Source organism: Geobacillus thermocatenulatus (assembly GCF_002217655.1).
Classification (GTDB): domain Bacteria; phylum Bacillota; class Bacilli; order Bacillales; family Anoxybacillaceae; genus Geobacillus; species Geobacillus thermocatenulatus.
The window spans coordinates 332,982-350,223 of record NZ_NEWK01000001.1; the positions used below are offsets into that span (position 1 = coordinate 332,982).

Genomic DNA, 17,242 nt, shown 5'->3' on the forward strand with positions numbered 1-17,242 from the left:
GGAAGGCAAACAAACAAGGCTGGAAAGCACGCCCTCCAGCCTTTTACCTCTTCCGTTCATGCGGCGCCTTGGCATCGATTCGCTCATGCATTTGCTGGCGAAACTCTTGAAGCAGCGCTTCGCCTTGCAGCCCTTTCTTGACAAGGCCGGCCAGCACGACTTCCGCCAAATGGGTGCGCCGCGGGATCATGAGCCCTTCCATCAAGACGCTGATATGGCCATTCATTTTCGTGATCGAACGGACGGCGACGAGCATGTTGGCCGGGTCGTTGCTTCTGTGGGTGATCGTCACTTGCAGTTGAAACTCCGCACGTCTCTGCAAGCTCACAAACATCGGCTCATAGTCATCATCCAAATACGCTTCCACAAGCCAGCGGTTTTGCCCGTCTTCCTTATTGATGATCAATCCGTCAATAAACGGGATGTCTTGGCGGTGCATGTCGTCATCGATGACGGAGAGCCCGACAAGCTTGAACGTTTTCATCTCGTCCACCTCGTTCTCACGGTCTTATCCAAGATTATACCACAGGCGGACGAGAGAAGAAAAACGGGATGCGGCTCCTGATGTTGAAAAACGATTTATATGTTTTCCGTCGGATGGCAAAAACGCCATTTTGCTCCGCCATTGTCGACGGAGATTTCGCCTTTTTCGCTGGATTCCATCCATAGAATGTAGAAAAAATGCAAAAATCGCGATTTTACGACCTAAAACGAGATTCGTTATCATAAAGGTGCGGTGGAGGAAAGGGGGGATGCGCCAACACATGATCAATCAAGTCGTGTTGGTCGGCCGATTGACGAAAGACCCTGAGCTTCGCTATACGGCCGAAGGGGCTGCCGTCGCGACTGTCACGCTGGCGGTGGCGAGAAATTTTCGCAACGCGGAAGGAGGGATTGACGCCGATTTCGTTCCGTGCGTTTTATGGCGGAAAACGGCGGAACATACCGCCAATTATTGCCGAAAAGGTTCGATGGTGGCGGTGACTGGGAGAATCCAGACGCGCCGCTACGATAAAAAAGACGGTCAACGCGTCTATGTCACCGAAGTCGTCGCGGAGTCCGTCCAATTTCTCCACTCTGGCAAGAAACCAGAATGGCCAGAGCACGTATAGTCGTTTCCCCATCCATGCCTTTCAAAGCGAATCCCCAAGAGAAAGAACGTGTCCCCAAACACTCCCCCAACGGATGGCGCTAGCACGTCGTTGTTAGCGCTTTTTTTCAGCATGAGGGGAGCTACATGAGCTCGGCGCACTCTTTCACGATCGTCACGATCATCGTTTCGACATGTTTCCGCTTTTTATCCGGCAGCTTCGCGAGCGCGTACACCGCTTCGCTCATCTCCCGGTTCTGAAGCAAGTAGTCCAACGCCGCGAGCGCTGTTTCGTGCACGTCCGCTGTTCCGTATATGTCCGTTACTTCGCGCAGCAGCTCGCGCTGGCGTGTTTCGCCGCCAAGCAAAAAATCGGCGCTGACGCCAAACAACTGGCAGAGCTTCTCAAGCGACTGCACATCCGGAAGCAAGCTGCCGTTTTCCCATTTGCTGATTTGCGAACGCGACACGTTTAGCTGCTCGGCCAGCTGTTCCTGTGTCCAGCGCCGTTCTTTTCGCAATCGTTTGAGCGTTTCCCCAAGGTTTGTCATCGTTTGTCACCACGCTTTTCATCATTACTCTTTAAAGATAGAAAAGCGCGGAGGCAATGGTTGTTCCTTTTTGGACCATTTCTTTATTCGTTTCCAAATTAGAACATATTTGTCGATTATTCTGTCGTTCGGCCTCTTTTTTGCCCAGGAAGCACATAGTACAATTAGTTAAAAATGGGAAATTTATAAGCAAAAAGAGGGGGTCAAGGTGAACATTTATCTTGCCGATTTTGTCATTTGTGAACGAAACGGGCACAAGCATACGCAAAAACTGTACCATATCTATATTAAGGAAATGAAAAATCCGTTTTCCGTTCGGCTGAAAACGATCGCCCCGGCCAGTTTCACCGATTCGCTGCGCTCGCTGAAAAACGAAGGTGGACGGATGCGATTTTCGTCTGAAGGCGAGGCGCTGTTTCGCACGATCACGTGCTCGTCCGAAGCTCAGCTCTATTTTGTGTTTAAATGCACGAGCCAGTTGTACATGTTTATCGTCAAGCTCGACCTTCGCCAAAAAAAGTTTACCGTCGCCCTCTACGAGTGGAACGAACCGAAGCAAAAATACATCCCGATCCGCGTTGACGAATGGCTGGCGATGGAAAAACAGCTCATTTATGAAGTGCTGCAGTCGATTTACCTTGTCGATGATCGGCGTGTGTCGCACTTGTTCGCCAATCTGTCGCGTCCGAAACGGGGAACACCCCATTCCGGTTCATGATCTTCTTTCTTCTCCCAATGGAAAAAAGCATTTCCTTTCATGGCTTTCATACGATATACTGAAAATAGAGAACATTGCCGCACCTCATCTTAAACATCCATTTCAGGACAAGATGACAACAAACGAAAGAAGCGGCGAAGGGAGAGAGGACGCATCCGTGAAACCGAATCACGCCTTCTTTGCCGCTGCTATGGTTTCGTCCTTTTTTCTTGCCCCGGATGACAGCCAGGCAGCGGAATGGAAAACAGGCATGAGTTCCCCCGAGATTGCACAAATTCAGCAGCGTTTAAAAGAACGAGGCTTTTTTACATACCCAAACGCGACCGGCTACTTTGGCGCCATCACTGAAGAAGCGGTCAAAGCGTTCCAACGGGCGATGCATTTGCCGGCCACCGGCATCGTCGATGACGCCACCTACCTGAAACTCCAAAGCGCGCCTGCGTCAAACGACGAGTTGGCAGTCGGGTCCCACGGCGCGGCCGTCCGCGATTTGCAGCACCGGCTGAAACAGCTCGGCTATTTTCGCTATCCGCAAATCACCGGCTACTACGGCGTCGTGACCGCCGATGCGGTGAAGCAGTTTCAGCGGGCGAACGGGCTTCCTGCCACAGGCCGGGCGGATCGTGGGACGCTTGAACGGCTGAAGCAAAAAGCAACAAGTCAGCCAGCCGAGTCAACTGACACGCTGACGATCGGTTCGCGCGGCGACGGCGTCCGCAAGCTGCAGCAACTGCTCAAACAACTCGGCTACTTTACCTATTCGGACATCACCGGCTACTATGGGGTGCTGACGGCCGACGCGGTCCGCCGCTTCCAACGCGACTATGGCTTGCCTGCAACCGGCGCCGTTGACCGCCAAACCGCCGCCCGCCTCGCGAGCGCGGCAAAAGCGAAAACAACTCCGCCTGCACCGACCAAAAGCGAGCGTCAAGCGGTTCGCTTCTCAATCGGCGCGCTCGGCGACGACGTCAAGCGCATTCAGACGAAGCTGAAAGAGCTCGGCTACTTTGACGAGGGCATCACCGGCTACTACGGCGCCGCCACCGCCGATGCCGTCCGCCGCTTCCAGCAGGCGGCCAAACTCCCCGCAACCGGCGTCGTGGACGGCGAAACATATGAGCGCCTGCTTGGACAAGCCCCTGCGGCGAAGCTGGACGTCATCGAACTTGTCGCCGATGCGGCCGAACTGCTCGGCGCCCCGTACGTTTGGGGCGGCGAGACGCCGGAAGAGGGATTTGACTGCAGTGGCTTCATTTTCTATCTTTTCCAGCAACAAGGCGTCACCGTGCCGCGCACCGTTGCGTTGATGTGGAATGCAGGGACATCCGTTTCCAGCCCGGAAGTCGGCGACATCGTCTTTTTCGCCACGACGACCAACGGCCCGTCGCACGCCGGCATCTATATCGGCAACGGCCAGTTCATCCACAGCGGCGCCTCGACCGGAGTGACGACGAGCCGCCTCGACCAGCCGTATTGGGAACAGCGGTATTTGGGGGCGAAGCGGCTGTTTTAGCATACAACACTGACAGCGAAACGCAAAAGGAGGAACCAGAACATGACACGACCATTCCACATGGCGGCTGCCGTCTGCCTCGCCGCCGCCATCGCCCTCGGAGGAAATGGGCAAACGGCTGCCGCCGCCGTCCAATGGGGGCAAGTCCAATGGAAGCAAGGCATGATCGGCAAAGTCGTCATTTTGCGCGACACGCCCCTATACCGCCTAAACGGAGCCTCATGGCAGTCCGCCATGACGGCGAAACAAGGGCGCGAGTATCGCGTCTACAGCCAAAAACGGGCAGGTGGCGCCGTTTATTACAGCCTCGGCGGCGGACTGTACGCCAAACAAGGGGGTGCCATCCAATACGTGCCGTTCACAAAAGACGAGCTTCTCTCCCTTGTCGCCCGCTCATTGAAAGGCCAGTATACGGTGCAGGCGGGAACACAATCCGTCCCGTTCGTCATCGAGCGGCAAAAAGGAAATCGTCTGTTCGGCTGGTACTTATACGGCCAAAACATGTCATTGCCGCTTGAAGGCCGCTTCGACGGCGCCTCGGTGACGCTCTCCATTTATTTCAACGACAATGCCGACGCGATCGCCGACTCGATCTCGTATTTAAAAGCATACAACGTGCCGAAGGAAGAGATCGAAAAAATCGCCCAAGAGCTTGCCAACAGCGGCGATTACGCCATGCAGCTGCAATTTTCCATCACCAACAGCCCGGAACAATTCGCCGGACAGTTCCGCTTTCTCGATTTGTACTTGAATGATCGCTATGACGTCGTCAAAATGGCGCTCGGCCAACCGATGAGCGTCACGGTGAAGAAAAACGATTGATGTTTTTGCACAAAATGTTTGCCAATCAAAACCATCAAACTTCCAAAATATTGTTCTAAATTTCTGTTATAGGCATATTCATATCAATGTCGCCATCAATGGAAATCATTTCAATGGCATATTCTCTAAAAAATTTGTATTTAGGGCTAGAATTTAGAAGAAAAATGTATTATTATAGGAGACGTGGAGCATTAAGGAATGATGTGAAAGTGCTAGCACTGGATGATAGACTTGCTAATAAGTCTACCATCTGGACACACAGGATGATGTTGGTTCATGTTAGCACCTTTTAGGCAATGAATCTACTAAACGGCCGCCGTTTAGGGTCATTGCCCTAAAGTTTCATAAAAACGAAGGGGGATTTTAGGCTTTATGGACAAGAAGAAAGCAGTCAAACTCGCCACAGCCAGCGCTGTAGCAGCGAGCGCTTTCGTCGCCGCCAACCCGCACGCTTCCCAAGCGGCAACGGACGTGGCGACGGTCGTGAGCCAAGCGAAAGCGCAATTTAAAGCAGCGTATTATGCGTACAGCCACGCGGTAACGGAAACGGGCAAACTCCCGAACATCAGCGACGTATATGCCGCCTACAACAAAGCAAAACAAGCATATGCGAACGCGGTCGCTGTCGTGAACAAAGCCGGCGGCGCGAAAAAAGACGCGTATTTGGCTGACTTGCAAGCTACATACGAAACGTATGTATTCAAAGCTAACCCGAAATCGGGCGAAGCGCGCGTGGCTACGTACATCGACGCTTACAACTACGCAGTCAAACTTGACAGCCTGCGTCAAGATCTGGCGAAAGCTGTCGAAGCAAAAGACTTGGCAAAAGCCGAAGAGCTCTACCACAAAATTTCGTACGAGCTCAAAACGCGCACGGTCATTCTCGACCGCGTCTACGGCCAATCGACGCGCGATCTGCTTCGTTCGCAATACAAAAACGAAGCGCAAAAACTGCGCGACAGCTTGATCTACGACATCACGGTTTCGATCAAAGCGCGTGAAGCGCAAGACGCCGCTAAAGCCGGCAACCTAGACAAAGCGAAAGCCGCACTTGACCAAGTCAATCAATACGTATCGAAAGTAACGGATGCGTTCAAAGCACAGCTGCAAAAAGCAGCCCAAGACGCCAACGCGGCGTATGAAGCGGCGCTGCCTCCAAAAGTGGAAAGTGTAACAGCCGTTAACGCCAAAACGTTGGAAATCAAATTCAACAAAGCGGTCGATGCTGCAACGGTAATCGACAACAAAGGAACAAGCGATACGTCCGATGACGTCGTGAAAGCGAGTGCTATTACACTCACAGCGATTGACAGCCAAGGACCGGTTTCCACCGTGAAAGCATCGTTGAGCGATGATAAGAAAACGCTGAAATTGGTGGCTGATGGCAGTCAATTTTTCACGAAACGTTATGTAGTCGACATTAAAAATGTCAAGACGTTGGATGGCAAAGATGTTCCATCCTACACGACGACGATTGACACAACAGATTCGGTACGTCCGAGCGTTCTGTCGTCCTCTTACGCCGACAACGGCTTGACACTGAAAGTGAAGTTCTCTGAACCTCTTGCCAGTGTCGGAACAGTAAAACTGTACGACGGAACAACCGAGATTTCCGTTTCTCCGAAGTTCACGGCTGGCGACGATGAAATGACGATCAATCTCGCATCTTCATCTGTGCCCGTGAATAAAGACTTGACATTGAAAATCTTCGGTGCTGTCGACTACAACGGTAATGTCATCAATCCGAACCCAGCTGAATTGACTGTCAAAAAGACAACGGTAGATACCACGAAGCCGACGGTTCAAAACATCGAAGCGGTCAATACGAAAACAGTGAAAGTAACGTTCAGCGAAAAATTGCTGAGCAATCCGACCATCAAAATCGGTGGCCAAACAGCATCTGTTTCGGTTGATTCGACCGGCTTAGTCTACACGGCAACGTTGGCTAATGCTCTGTCGGAAGGTGTGTATGCAGTTGAGGTAAGTGATTATAAGGATTTGGCGGGTAATGCTGGGGATACGTACACGAAAGTTGTTCAGCTGAAGGCAGATACCACAGCGCCGAAATTCGTCAGCAGCCAAGTAGTAAAAATTGACGGCGTCGAGCATCTTGTCTTGACATTCGACGAAGAAGTCACGACTGGCAGCAACGTTACAATCGTTCAAACGAGCGATAAGTATATTGACGAAAACAACGTACTGAAACAGGTCGGCACATCTTTGACAACAACTAGCGACAATTTCAAATTATATCTGCCGACAGATGGAAAATCGAAATCCGTTGCATTGAATATTTCTTCCTTGCCAAAAGGCACGTACACCGTGACGCTGCCGAAAGGTTTAGTAAGCGATTTGGCTGGCAATTCATATGCTGAGCGTAAACAAATTACGTTCGTTCGCGGCTCTGACAGCTTAACGACGAAGCCAGCTCTTGATACAAACTATGACGCCAATGGTGTTAAAGCGGACAACAACAACGAATTAGTATTTGCGTTCACGCAAAATCTGGACGCTTCTGCATTGAACTTGTCCAACTTCAACATCAACGGATTGACTGTCACGAAAGCCGTCTTTGATGTTGATACGAAACACATTCGCGTGACGCTCGCCCCGGGAGCAAATACGTGGACGGGTACACACGTCATTACCATCAGCAACATTAAGAATACGTCTGGGCTCGTCATGGATACCGTGACCGTGAGCGAATTTATGAAAGAAAACGTGGCTCCGACGTTTACGGCGACCTTAACCAGCGCAGACGTCATCCGTGTCGACTTTAGCGAACCGGTGGCAAATGCGACGATCAATAGTCCACTTTCTGCTAACAACTTTACCGTAAAAGTCGATGGTAATGTTGTCACTGTATCTAGTGTTTACGAAGACAACAATGCTAATACCGGAGTACAGGGTTCGAAAGGGTACAAAACGGTTTACCTGAAATTGCAGTCTCCTGTGAGCGACTTGTCCAAACCGATTACGCTGTCCGCAAAAGACATTGTGGATGTGGATCAAACAGGTGCGATTAATAGTAATAATGTAGTTGGCAACAATGTTTCCGATGCTGTTGTAAACGTGGCAAAATAAGGCTGGAGTGTATAGCAAGGCAGCAACCCTCCCATGAAAGTGGTGAACTCACTTTCATGGGAGGGTCTTTTGTGAGATTCTTTTTCAAATGATGTATCATCAGGGAAACAACTGAATTTTAAAGGTTTTCATCAAAAGTTGTACTTGACTGCCTCAGAATAGGTCTTGCTTGCGTCTGTAAGGAAAAATCCGTAAATGAATAGCTGTGATGCGTGATGATTCAAACGATGTCGTGCTTGTCAATTACATGTTGTGGTGATGAACCACTTTTAGCAAAAAGCTGCTCTGTTGCCGTTTCAACCACCTATTGCTTTATAGGGCAAAATGCACTAAAATTTACAAGTGGGAGGTTGTCGATTTTTGCAGAATGAGGAGAATTTACTCATGCATGGAAAATGGGACCGATACGTGTTTCTTAGTCTGCTAGTCTTGATTTTATCGGGAATCAGCTATGCTCACTGGAAAGGCCAACAACAGGACGAGCAGTTTCTAAAAGACTATACTGAGTATCAACAGGCGGTTCAGTTGATGCAGCAGGGACGGGCAGAGCAGGCTTTGCCGTTATTGCGGTCGTTGCTGGGCAAATACCCGGATCGTTACAACATCATGCGCACACTTGGTTTGGCGTATGCGATGAAAAATGATTTTCAGAAGGCTGCTTTTTATTACGAAAAAGCGATTAGAAAAAGGCCGTTCTTGCAACAGGATCCGATTTTCACGTTGCAATTTGGCGAGATTCTGTATTACAACGGTGAGTATGCGAAAGCGAAAGCATACTTGGAGAAAAGCAAACAGTTGCCTGGATCAGAAACGTATCATGCTAGAATCGATGAACTGTTGTCTCAAATCCAGCATCAAAAATCATCATAAGGTGAGAAGCGAACATGTCTGATTGGTATAAATATTTAAATATTGAACGTGATGAACATGAGGACCAACTGGATATGGAACGGGTCGATGCGATATTGTTTTGGGGGCTGGCATTCATTGTACTGGCCATTCCATTGATCGCAAGAGTGCATATTGGCGACTTTATCAGCCCGTCGATTACCCAAACCGATGTATTGGACACAGGAAAAAAAGCGGATGTATTTACATACTATAAATTTATCGTGTTTCTTGTCTCTACAGCGTTTCTCAGCCTTGTTTTTCTATATAAAGTATTCGTGTTGAACTACCAGATTCCGAAAACAAAAATCAACATCGCTCTAGCAGTTTTAGCTGTCTGTTTGACGTTGTCAGCTGTTTTGGCGCCCTATAAAACATTGGCCTTGTACGGAATGTATGACCGGCATGAGGGAACGATCACGTATTTATGCTACTTGATGTTGTTTTTCATTGCGTCTAATATACGCTACACCCTAAGACGCATCCAATGGCTCATTTATTGCTTCACTCCATTTGTCATCATGAATGCGATATTGGGGATCGTCAATTTCTTTGGTTATGATGTATTAAAGCTCCATTGGGTGCAAAACCTGCTGTATTCCAGTCTCCCAGAAGGAGCAAAACTAGCTCAAGGCTCCCGCTTTCTCGCTACGATCAACCACGGAAACTATGTGAGCGGGATTTCAGCTTTTTTCATCGCTCTTTTCTCATATTTGACGATTTTCGAAAAAAGACTGTGGCGAAAAATCGTCAATGGTCTATTCGCCTCATTAGCGTTTGCCATGCTTCTTTCTTCGCTTGCCAGCAGTGGTTTTGTCACGCTAGTGTTGATGAGTCCGTTGTTCATTTATATGTTTGTGAAGGCTGAACAGAAAAAAACAGCGGTTCTTTCGAGCTTGGTATTGGTTGTCGCCTTTGTTGCCATTTACATTCCTTTTGTGAAACACAATAGCCGTGTTTGGGATGAGACCATTGGCTTCTTCATCCCGTACAATCCGTTTCAACAGCATCATCAGCAAGAAGCAGCATTGGATGAAGCGATAATGGATATCAAGCAAATAGCAGGAAATATCACGAAAAAGGTTGTAAGCGGCTCATTGGCCTATGCCGATGAGCAGGAATACAAACTTCCTGAGCTCCCGGGACCGGGGATAGCACCGGGATCAGGTCGGGCCTTTATTTGGGAAAAAGCGTTAGAACTTATTTCTGAGAAGCCGTTTCTAGGATATGGACTAGATACATTTCCGTATTTCTTTAATCAAGATGATCCGGAAAAAAATTCGAATTTAGGTGAAGGATATAGTGTGATTGTCGATAAGCCCCACAATATGTATATCGGTATGGCATTTGGAGCAGGGATCGTAGCATTATCTGCCTTAGTAGTTGTGATAGCGGGGGGCCTCATACAGTTGCTGCGTTCTGTCCACGTACGCCTCAATGCATATGTTGCAGCGCTTTCCGCGGGTCTGATGGCTTATGCCATTCAAGGCATGTTTAACGATTCCATTATTGGAACTGCTGTATTCTTTTGGGTGGGACTAGGTGTTTCCATCGGATTTTCACGCATAACAACCAAACAAATCAGTCAAAGGTAGGAACGGATGATGGATGAAACGATTAGCTTGCGAGAACTCATCGAAACGATATGGAGAGGAAAATGGATCATTGCGTCTACAACGATTGTAGCGCTAATGCTTTCCGCGCTGGCTAGTTTTGTATGGATCAAACCAACATACTCAGCCAACGCTACGGTATCCGTGAATAATGGGATCGTGCCCGGAAAACAATTCGATGAAACGGATAGTTATTTCAATGAGATTATTACGCCCTCGGCCTATATGGAGCGTGTGCAATCCCTTTCTGTGATCGAAGAGGGGATCAAAAACGCGCATTTGCAAGGAAAATATATGGCGGAACAAGTCAAAGGGAGTTTAAGCGTTGAAAATGTGCCGAATACCAATTTGGTCCGTGTCACCCTCAAGGCGGCCAATCCCTCTGACACCAAAAAGCTGTTGGACGGGATTTTAAACGCTGTGAACCAATCTATATGGAAAGATATTCAAACAGGTGTTGAGAAAGATCTCCACCACTTCATGAAACTGAAACAAAAAGAGCATGTTCAACTGCAGCAAACCATCAAACGTTATCGTCAGGAAGCAGCGTCTTTGAAGCTGCCGCCGTCCCTTTTGCTTGATGCAGTGATTTCCTATAATAACCAATATATCATGACCTTAGACTCAGACCACCTACGTAATATTTCATCTCTTTCGGAAAAAGAGTTAATTGCTTTAAATGAGTTGAGCAATCAAATCAAATCGTTGGCTGACCGTTACCGTCAATACGTCAATAAGGAGCAGCAGTTGCGGGATTTTATACACACATTTTCCATTGGAAATAAAATCTTAACCATCTCTGCTCCCGTCGTTCCCCAAGCACCCGACAGCCCGAAACCGCTCTTGAATATGGCGATTGCTTTTGTGGCGGGCGCCATGATTGGAACAGGAATGGTCTTTTTCCGCCGTTATTGGGAGGAATCGGGGCGATAACGAAAAGGAACAGCTCATTCGAGAGAAGGATGCTTGCATAGATGGAACAACTTGATGCACTCACTACCTGCGTTTGTTTTGGGCATCATGAGGAAGCAGGGAAAGATCGATGGTTCTAGAGAACTGGTAAAAAACGGCCAATTTCGCTGAGCCTGTTGCCTTCAGCCGAAAGAGAAGCGCCGATTTTCCAAATCTTCTCCGTTTGAGAAAAGAGTTCGTTTCTTGTGATTTTTCACTAAATCGCTAGGCCTTCTAGGAGAATGGTGAAAAACGACCGATTCCGTGGAATCCATTGCTTTCGGTTGAAAGAGGGACGTTGATTTTACAGGACTCCTCAATTTGAGAAGAGTCGGCTTTTCCCAAATTTCCACTACATCACCGACTTTCTAGGCTTTTTCGCGGAAGTTGTCTGATCCGTCCCTTTTGAAAAAAGGTCGTGCATAGAGGACAGCTGTGGGTTGGCTGGCCCATCTAAAAGAGAAAAGATGGCGGTGATGTCTCCTTACCGTTATCAATGGAGGCACTCGGCCATGCCGTGGGTGGGGACGATGACGGTCCTAGCACCTTAGACGCCCGTCGTCGAGGGTGTGGCGTGAGGGCGGGTTCGATGCCCGATCTAACTGATTTTGTTTCTATGTGCTTCACTGGCCATGCTATAATCAGAGCAGGGAGGTGAAGCCATGAGCCAGGAGCTGAAAGAATTGCTTCGTTCCGTCTTGCAAGAAGAACTGAAACCAGTCCACGACAGGCGCGAGCGGTTGGAAGGCACAGTCGGACACCTTCGTCAAGACGTATCGCAGCTGCAGCAAGACGTATCACAACTTCAGAAGGATGTCACCCAACTGCAAGAAGGTCAGAAAGCATTGCAACGTGATGTCACCCAGCTGCAACAAGGCCAACAAATATTAGAACACGAGATGGTCGGCATGAAGCAGATGCAAGAGCGAATCCTCGAAGAGCTGCACATTTCCAAACACAATCAAGCCCTCATGTTGAATGATGTCACGAGCATCAGAAAATCCGTCGATGTCACCGTCTCGTACTTGCAGCGTCGATCCGATGTGATGTTTGACAAACTGATCGATCATGAAAAAGAAATTTGAAATCTAAAATCACGGATGCCAAATTAAGTCCCAAAAAGGGGCTGTTTTTTATGCCCATATGCATCGGCGCATCGGCGCAACGGCGGTTGCACCGATGCGCGAGGGCATAGGGGCCAACTATACATAGGGGGTTACGTACTACATGAAAAAAGTGCGCAAAGCGATCATCCCAGCCGCGGGCTTAGGCACGCGCTTCCTCCCGGCGACGAAGGCGATGCCGAAGGAGATGCTGCCGATTGTCGACAAGCCGACGATCCAATACATCGTCGAAGAAGCCATCGCCTCAGGGATCGAAGACATCATCATCGTCACCGGCAAGGGAAAACGCGCCATCGAAGACCATTTCGACATCGCTGTTGAGCTTGAACAAAATTTGATGGAAAAAGGAAAATATGACTTGCTGGAAAAAGTGAAAGAGCCGTCGAAAGTCGACATTCACTACATCCGCCAGAAAGAGCCGAAAGGGTTGGGACATGCCGTCTGGTGCGCGCGCAACTTCATCGGCGATGAACCGTTCGCTGTGCTGCTTGGCGATGACATCGTCCAAGCCGACCCGCCGTGCCTCAAGCAGCTCATCGACCAATACGAACAAACATTGAGCTCGATCATCGGCGTCAAACAAGTTCCAGACCACGAAACATACCGCTACGGCATCATCGACCCGCTGGAGCAGCACGGACGCCGCTATCAAGTCCGCCAATTCGTCGAAAAACCAGCGCCAGGCACCGCGCCGTCCAACTTAGCGATCATGGGACGATACATCCTCACGCCGGAGATCTTCTTATTCCTTGAAAAACAAGAAGCCGGCGCCGGCGGGGAGATTCAACTGACCGATGCGATTCAAAAGCTGAACGAAATTCAGCGCGTCTTTGCGTATGAATTTGAAGGAAAGCGGTACGATGTCGGGGAGAAGCTCGGGTTTATCAAAACGACGATTGAGTTTGCGGTGCAGAATGAGGAGTTGCGGAAGGAACTGATCCCATTTATGGAACAGTTATTGGAAAGTGTAGCAGAGAAGGTGTAAGAGAAAAAGAAAGAGTGGAATAGAAGTTGACGAAGCTGGGAGGGACGGCAACAATCGAAGCTGCCTACCGCCAATGATAACGCCAATGATAAGAAAGATGCTGAATGGCCAAGCGAATCATGGACATCTACGGGGCGATCATCGGACGGATTTGTTCGTATCTGTTTCTCATCGTCGCGATCCTGATTACACTTGAAGATCCGAAAGGTCCCGTCTTTTTTAAAACAATTAAAATAATGATTAGACCGAATAGCGCTTATTAAGAAAGAGGTTAATTCTTACATGTAACAAGCTCTGATCCCCCCCTAAATTGACCAGTGCATCATTAATAAGATTCATCACCAAAAGATGTACTTGGCTCTTAAAGACAAACATGATAACAATGTTGCTCAAAGAGATGTGTGGTATAAAAAGGAAAAACACGGTTTTGATTTTCTTTATCATGACCGTCTTTCTTTGCCAAGTACACTTTGTGGTGAAGAGTCATTAATAAGGAAAAATAGGTTTTATTGGAAAGGAACTAGTGATCGAGGAAGAACTAAAAAGTTATAAAATGGGAGTTTTAAAATTCTTATCAGTCAAGCCAAGAATTACAGGCTATTGGAAGGTAAGCGGAAGAAGAGAGGTTAGGTATCCTGAGAGAGTAGACGTGGAATTATTTTATGTATATAATCAATCGTTGTTTTTAGATATAGTGATTCTCGTAAAAACAGTGTTCATGGTCCTTTTAAGAAAGGGAGCTTATTAATGTTTAATGCCGTAGCTTAAGCTATTCATGATTTCAGAGGGAGAGACGTAATGAGTACCAATATTTCCGTTTTGATTAATACATTCAATGAAGAAAAAAATATTCGCAACTGTTTAGAATCTGTTAAATGGGCAGATGAAATTATTATTGTGGATATGTATAGTGACGATAGGACGGTGGAGATTGCACGAGAGTATACAGATAAAATTTATATGCATGAGCGCCTAGGATATGTTGAGCCAGCAAGACAATTTGCTCTTGAAAAAGCCTCAAATGAATGGATATTAGTTGTTGACGCAGATGAGATAGTTCCGATTGAGTTGAGGAACAAGCTTATTGAAATTGCTGAATCTGGAGAGTATGATGCTGTTTTCATCCCGCGTATTAACTATTTTTTTGGATATAGAATGAAAGGTTCAGGATGGGGGCCATTACAAGATATGCAGTTGCGTTTTTTTAAGAAAAAATTTATGAAGTATGGGACTAGGATTCATAAGGGTTCAAATCTCGATCTGTCAGCGCGTGTTTACAAATTAAAAGATGAATCATTGGGATTTATCCATTTTAACTATATTGACGTTGAGCATTTTTTAGAGAAGTTAAACAGGTATACAACGATTGAAGCGAAAAATGCTGTTGATGCAGGCGAAAGATTTAGTATAGCAAAGCTTCTTATAATTATGTTCAAAGAGTTTATTAATCGATTTATTAGGAAAAAGGGTTATGCCGACGGTTTCCAAGGTTTTGGGCTATCGATGCTTATGGTGACTTATAGATTGAGCGCATACTTAAAGCATTATTTGATCGAAAAATATTCATCTGACCAGACTAAAGAAAAAATATTAAATCAATATACCCAAATAGCTAGTAATGAAATAAAAAAATATTTAAATGAAGAGGATGTAAAAATTGCTAAAAAGACTTCTTCTTAAGGTTAATAAACAAGTGTTAAAAAATGTTATATCTTTATCAATACTACAAGGTTCTAATTATATTTTACCGTTAATTACTTTTCCTTATCTTGTTAGAGTATTGGGTAGCGAAAAATATGGAACAATAGCTATAGCTACTGCTGTTGCTCAATATTTAAGTGTTTTTGTTGATTTTGGATTTAATTATACAGCTACTCGCGATGTAGCACTACATAAAAATGATTCAGAAAGATTAAATAAAATAATTTCCAATGTGTATTCAGCTAAGTTAATTTTTTTATGTATAGCACTTGGTTTTTTAACAGTCATTGTTATTCTTATTCCAATTTTTTTTAAGTATTATCCAATATATTTTATCTTTTTTATGATAGTTATAGGTAATGCATTATTCCCTACGTGGTTTTACCAAGGGGTAGAAAGAATGAATTATATAACCGCAATTAATATCAGTATAAAAATATTGTCTGTTGTTCTTATTTTTTTATTTGTAAAGGAGAAAGATGATTATATAACTGCTTCAATTATTCAAGCATCAGGGATATTGATTGCGGGTTTTATAGGATTTTCAATGTTACAAATTAAGTTTTCAATAAGTGTAAGAAATCTAAAGTTAAATTTTAACTTTAGGCATTTATTACAGGAAATAAAAGATAGCAGTAATGTTTTCATATCCACTCTAGCGGGAAATGTTTATGGCCAAGGGGCTGTTATCATAACTGGCATTTTTGCTGGAAACAAATATGCAGGTTATTATTCTATAGTTCAAAAAATTGCAAGTGCCATTGTAGGGCTATCTCAACCTTTTGCTCAAGCTATTTATCCATATTTATGCAATGTATATGTTAATAATTATAAAAGGTTTAATGAAATCAAAAAGAAAACAGCATTTTTGGTCATAGCTTGTTCTTTTACAATTAGTGTAATCAGTTTTTTTTCCTCAGCGATTTTCATTAAATGGGTAACCGGTGATAAAAATTATTATATTACTAACATGATGAGATTTTCTTCAATTATGATTGGGTTTACTATTTGCAATGTATTGCTTAATCCATTTATATTAGCTATGAAAAAATATGTACAAATGAGAAAAATGTATCTTATTACATCAACACTGTTTTTAATTCTCTCCATTCCTGTTACGTATTCTTTAAAAGGAATTGGAATAATGGTTTGTATGATTTTTGTGGAGATTAGTATATTTGTGGGGAGTATTTTTATAATGATGATCAATAAACAGTATAAAAAGTTTTTTAGTTTATTATCATGACAGGTGCTTAATACGTTAATTTAAAGTAGTTTAGCAGCATATGGATTAGGAGAAGATATGTATGAAAGGCATCATCTTAGCCGGCGGGAGTGGTACCCGCCTTTATCCGTTAACAAAAGCAGTATCTAAACAATTATTGCCTGTTTATGATAAGCCAATGATCTATTATCCGTTATCTGTTTTGATGTTAGCTGGTATTCGAGACATTTTGATTATTTCTACTCCTAGTGACACACCTCGTTTTAAAGAATTGCTAGGAGATGGCTCAGACTTAGGAATCTCATTATCCTATGCCGTGCAACCTTCTCCGGATGGTCTTGCACAGGCATTTATTATTGGTGAAGAGTTTATTGGTGACGATAATGTTGCGCTGATTTTAGGAGACAATCTTTTCTACGGTCATGGTTTAACTCAGTTGTTGCAGAGAGCGGTTGAGCGCAAAACTGGGGCAACGATTTTCGGCTATTATGTCAATGATCCTGAACGTTTTGGCGTTGTAGAGTTTGATGAAAATGGCAGAGCCATTTCGATTGAAGAAAAGCCTAAACATCCGAAGTCCAATTATGCGGTGACAGGGTTGTATTTTTATGATAACCGGGTTGTTGAATTTGCGAAAAGCATTAAGCCTTCCGCACGTGGCGAGTTAGAAATTACCGATGTGAACAAAAAATATTTGGAGCTTGGCGAATTGCATGTGGAGATTTTGGGGAGAGGTTTTTGCTGGCTGGATTCCGGCACGCATGAATCTTTGCTGGAGGCTTCGCAGTTTATCGAGACAATCGAGAAACGGCAAAGCTTAAAGGTTGCTTGCCTAGAGGAAATCGCTTATGTGAAAGGATATATTACGCGGGAACAATTGTTAAAGTTAGCGGAGCCGTTAAAGAAAAACCAGTACGGCCAATATTTAATAGATATCGCAAATCAGAAAAAGAAACCAATCTATTTATAAAATGGCG

General features: G+C 45.6%; 15 protein-coding genes and 2 pseudogenes. 15 read left to right on the plus strand and 2 right to left on the minus strand.

Annotation, left to right across the window (positions count from 1 at the left end; translation table 11 throughout):
- Positions 1-43: 43 nt before the first annotated feature.
- Positions 44-484, minus strand: coding sequence for a YwpF-like family protein (locus B9L19_RS01695; protein WP_025949160.1), 441 nt, complete (start codon positions 482-484; stop codon positions 44-46).
- Positions 485-752: 268 nt separating this feature from the next.
- Here B9L19_RS01695 and ssb point away from each other — a divergent pair, with 268 nt between their 5' ends.
- Complete coding sequence (gene ssb / locus B9L19_RS01700; RefSeq protein WP_011232661.1) at positions 753-1,112, plus strand: single-stranded DNA-binding protein; 360 nt, start codon at positions 753-755, stop codon at positions 1,110-1,112.
- A 121-nt stretch (positions 1,113-1,233) separates the two neighbouring features.
- Here ssb and B9L19_RS01705 read toward each other — a convergent pair whose 3' ends face one another.
- Positions 1,234-1,641, minus strand: a complete 408-nt coding sequence (locus tag B9L19_RS01705; RefSeq protein ID WP_025949159.1) for a helix-turn-helix domain-containing protein — start codon at positions 1,639-1,641, stop codon at positions 1,234-1,236.
- 208 nt (positions 1,642-1,849) lie between these two features.
- On the opposite strand from B9L19_RS01705, the gene B9L19_RS01710 reads away from it, so the two are divergent.
- From B9L19_RS01710 to rfbA, 14 genes and pseudogenes are all read left to right on the plus strand, one after another.
- Entirely contained in the window at positions 1,850-2,359 is a 510-nt protein-coding gene (locus B9L19_RS01710) for a hypothetical protein (protein WP_025949158.1), read from the plus strand.
- A 157-nt stretch (positions 2,360-2,516) separates the two neighbouring features.
- A complete protein-coding gene (locus B9L19_RS01715) occupies positions 2,517-3,872 on the plus strand; it encodes a C40 family peptidase (RefSeq protein WP_025949157.1) in 1,356 nt (451 codons plus the stop codon).
- Positions 3,873-3,914: 42 nt separating this feature from the next.
- Entirely contained in the window at positions 3,915-4,694 is a 780-nt protein-coding gene (locus B9L19_RS01720) for a hypothetical protein (RefSeq protein WP_025949156.1), read from the plus strand.
- 372 nt (positions 4,695-5,066) lie between these two features.
- Complete coding sequence (locus B9L19_RS01725) at positions 5,067-7,778, plus strand: S-layer protein (protein ID WP_089113819.1); 2,712 nt, start codon at positions 5,067-5,069, stop codon at positions 7,776-7,778.
- A gap of 384 nt (positions 7,779-8,162) precedes the next feature.
- The gene (locus B9L19_RS01730) at positions 8,163-8,648 is read left to right on the plus strand and encodes a tetratricopeptide repeat protein (protein ID WP_025949154.1); all 486 of its coding nucleotides are present in this window, start codon (positions 8,163-8,165) and stop codon (positions 8,646-8,648) included.
- Positions 8,649-8,662: 14 nt separating this feature from the next.
- Positions 8,663-10,261: an O-antigen ligase family protein gene (locus B9L19_RS01735; RefSeq protein ID WP_025949153.1), complete on the plus strand. Its 1,599-nt coding sequence runs from the start codon at positions 8,663-8,665 to the stop codon at positions 10,259-10,261.
- Positions 10,262-10,270: 9 nt separating this feature from the next.
- A complete protein-coding gene (locus B9L19_RS01740) occupies positions 10,271-11,212 on the plus strand; it encodes a YveK family protein (protein WP_167372760.1) in 942 nt (313 codons plus the stop codon).
- 680 nt (positions 11,213-11,892) lie between these two features.
- On the plus strand, positions 11,893-12,315 hold the full coding sequence (locus tag B9L19_RS01745) for a hypothetical protein (RefSeq protein WP_033024186.1): 423 nt from the start codon (positions 11,893-11,895) through the stop codon (positions 12,313-12,315).
- Positions 12,316-12,457: 142 nt separating this feature from the next.
- Positions 12,458-13,339, plus strand: a complete 882-nt coding sequence (galU, locus tag B9L19_RS01750; protein WP_025949781.1) for a UTP--glucose-1-phosphate uridylyltransferase GalU — start codon at positions 12,458-12,460, stop codon at positions 13,337-13,339.
- A gap of 110 nt (positions 13,340-13,449) precedes the next feature.
- Positions 13,450-13,575, plus strand: a pseudogene (locus B9L19_RS01755) (sugar transferase); the annotation flags it as partial.
- 287 nt (positions 13,576-13,862) lie between these two features.
- Positions 13,863-14,087 (plus strand): annotated as a pseudogene (locus B9L19_RS01765) (sugar transferase); the annotation flags it as partial.
- Between the two features lie 50 nt (positions 14,088-14,137).
- On the plus strand, positions 14,138-15,019 hold the full coding sequence (locus B9L19_RS01770; RefSeq protein WP_025949784.1) for a glycosyltransferase family 2 protein: 882 nt from the start codon (positions 14,138-14,140) through the stop codon (positions 15,017-15,019).
- On the plus strand, positions 14,997-16,286 hold the full coding sequence (locus B9L19_RS01775; RefSeq protein ID WP_075261376.1) for an oligosaccharide flippase family protein: 1,290 nt from the start codon (positions 14,997-14,999) through the stop codon (positions 16,284-16,286). The genes B9L19_RS01770 and B9L19_RS01775 overlap by 23 nt, the downstream gene beginning before the upstream one ends.
- Before the next feature lie 61 nt (positions 16,287-16,347).
- Entirely contained in the window at positions 16,348-17,235 is an 888-nt protein-coding gene (rfbA, locus tag B9L19_RS01780; protein ID WP_025949786.1) for a glucose-1-phosphate thymidylyltransferase RfbA, read from the plus strand.
- Positions 17,236-17,242: the final 7 nt, after the last annotated feature.

Bases quoted from the DNA above. Each gene is read 5' to 3' on its own strand.
- B9L19_RS01695 (WP_025949160.1), bottom strand. From the start codon at position 484: ATGAAAACGTTCAAGCTTGTCGGGCTCTCCGTCATCGATGACGACATG.
- ssb (WP_011232661.1), top strand. From the start codon at position 753: ATGCGCCAACACATGATCAATCAAGTCGTGTTGGTCGGCCGATTGACG.
- B9L19_RS01705 (WP_025949159.1), bottom strand. From the start codon at position 1,641: ATGACAAACCTTGGGGAAACGCTCAAACGATTGCGAAAAGAACGGCGC.
- B9L19_RS01720 (WP_025949156.1), top strand. From the start codon at position 3,915: ATGACACGACCATTCCACATGGCGGCTGCCGTCTGCCTCGCCGCCGCC.
- B9L19_RS01725 (WP_089113819.1), top strand. From the start codon at position 5,067: ATGGACAAGAAGAAAGCAGTCAAACTCGCCACAGCCAGCGCTGTAGCA.
- B9L19_RS01730 (WP_025949154.1), top strand. From the start codon at position 8,163: ATGCATGGAAAATGGGACCGATACGTGTTTCTTAGTCTGCTAGTCTTG.
- B9L19_RS01735 (WP_025949153.1), top strand. From the start codon at position 8,663: ATGTCTGATTGGTATAAATATTTAAATATTGAACGTGATGAACATGAG.
- B9L19_RS01740 (WP_167372760.1), top strand. From the start codon at position 10,271: ATGGATGAAACGATTAGCTTGCGAGAACTCATCGAAACGATATGGAGA.
- B9L19_RS01745 (WP_033024186.1), top strand. From the start codon at position 11,893: ATGAGCCAGGAGCTGAAAGAATTGCTTCGTTCCGTCTTGCAAGAAGAA.
- galU (WP_025949781.1), top strand. From the start codon at position 12,458: ATGAAAAAAGTGCGCAAAGCGATCATCCCAGCCGCGGGCTTAGGCACG.
- B9L19_RS01770 (WP_025949784.1), top strand. From the start codon at position 14,138: ATGAGTACCAATATTTCCGTTTTGATTAATACATTCAATGAAGAAAAA.
- rfbA (WP_025949786.1), top strand. From the start codon at position 16,348: ATGAAAGGCATCATCTTAGCCGGCGGGAGTGGTACCCGCCTTTATCCG.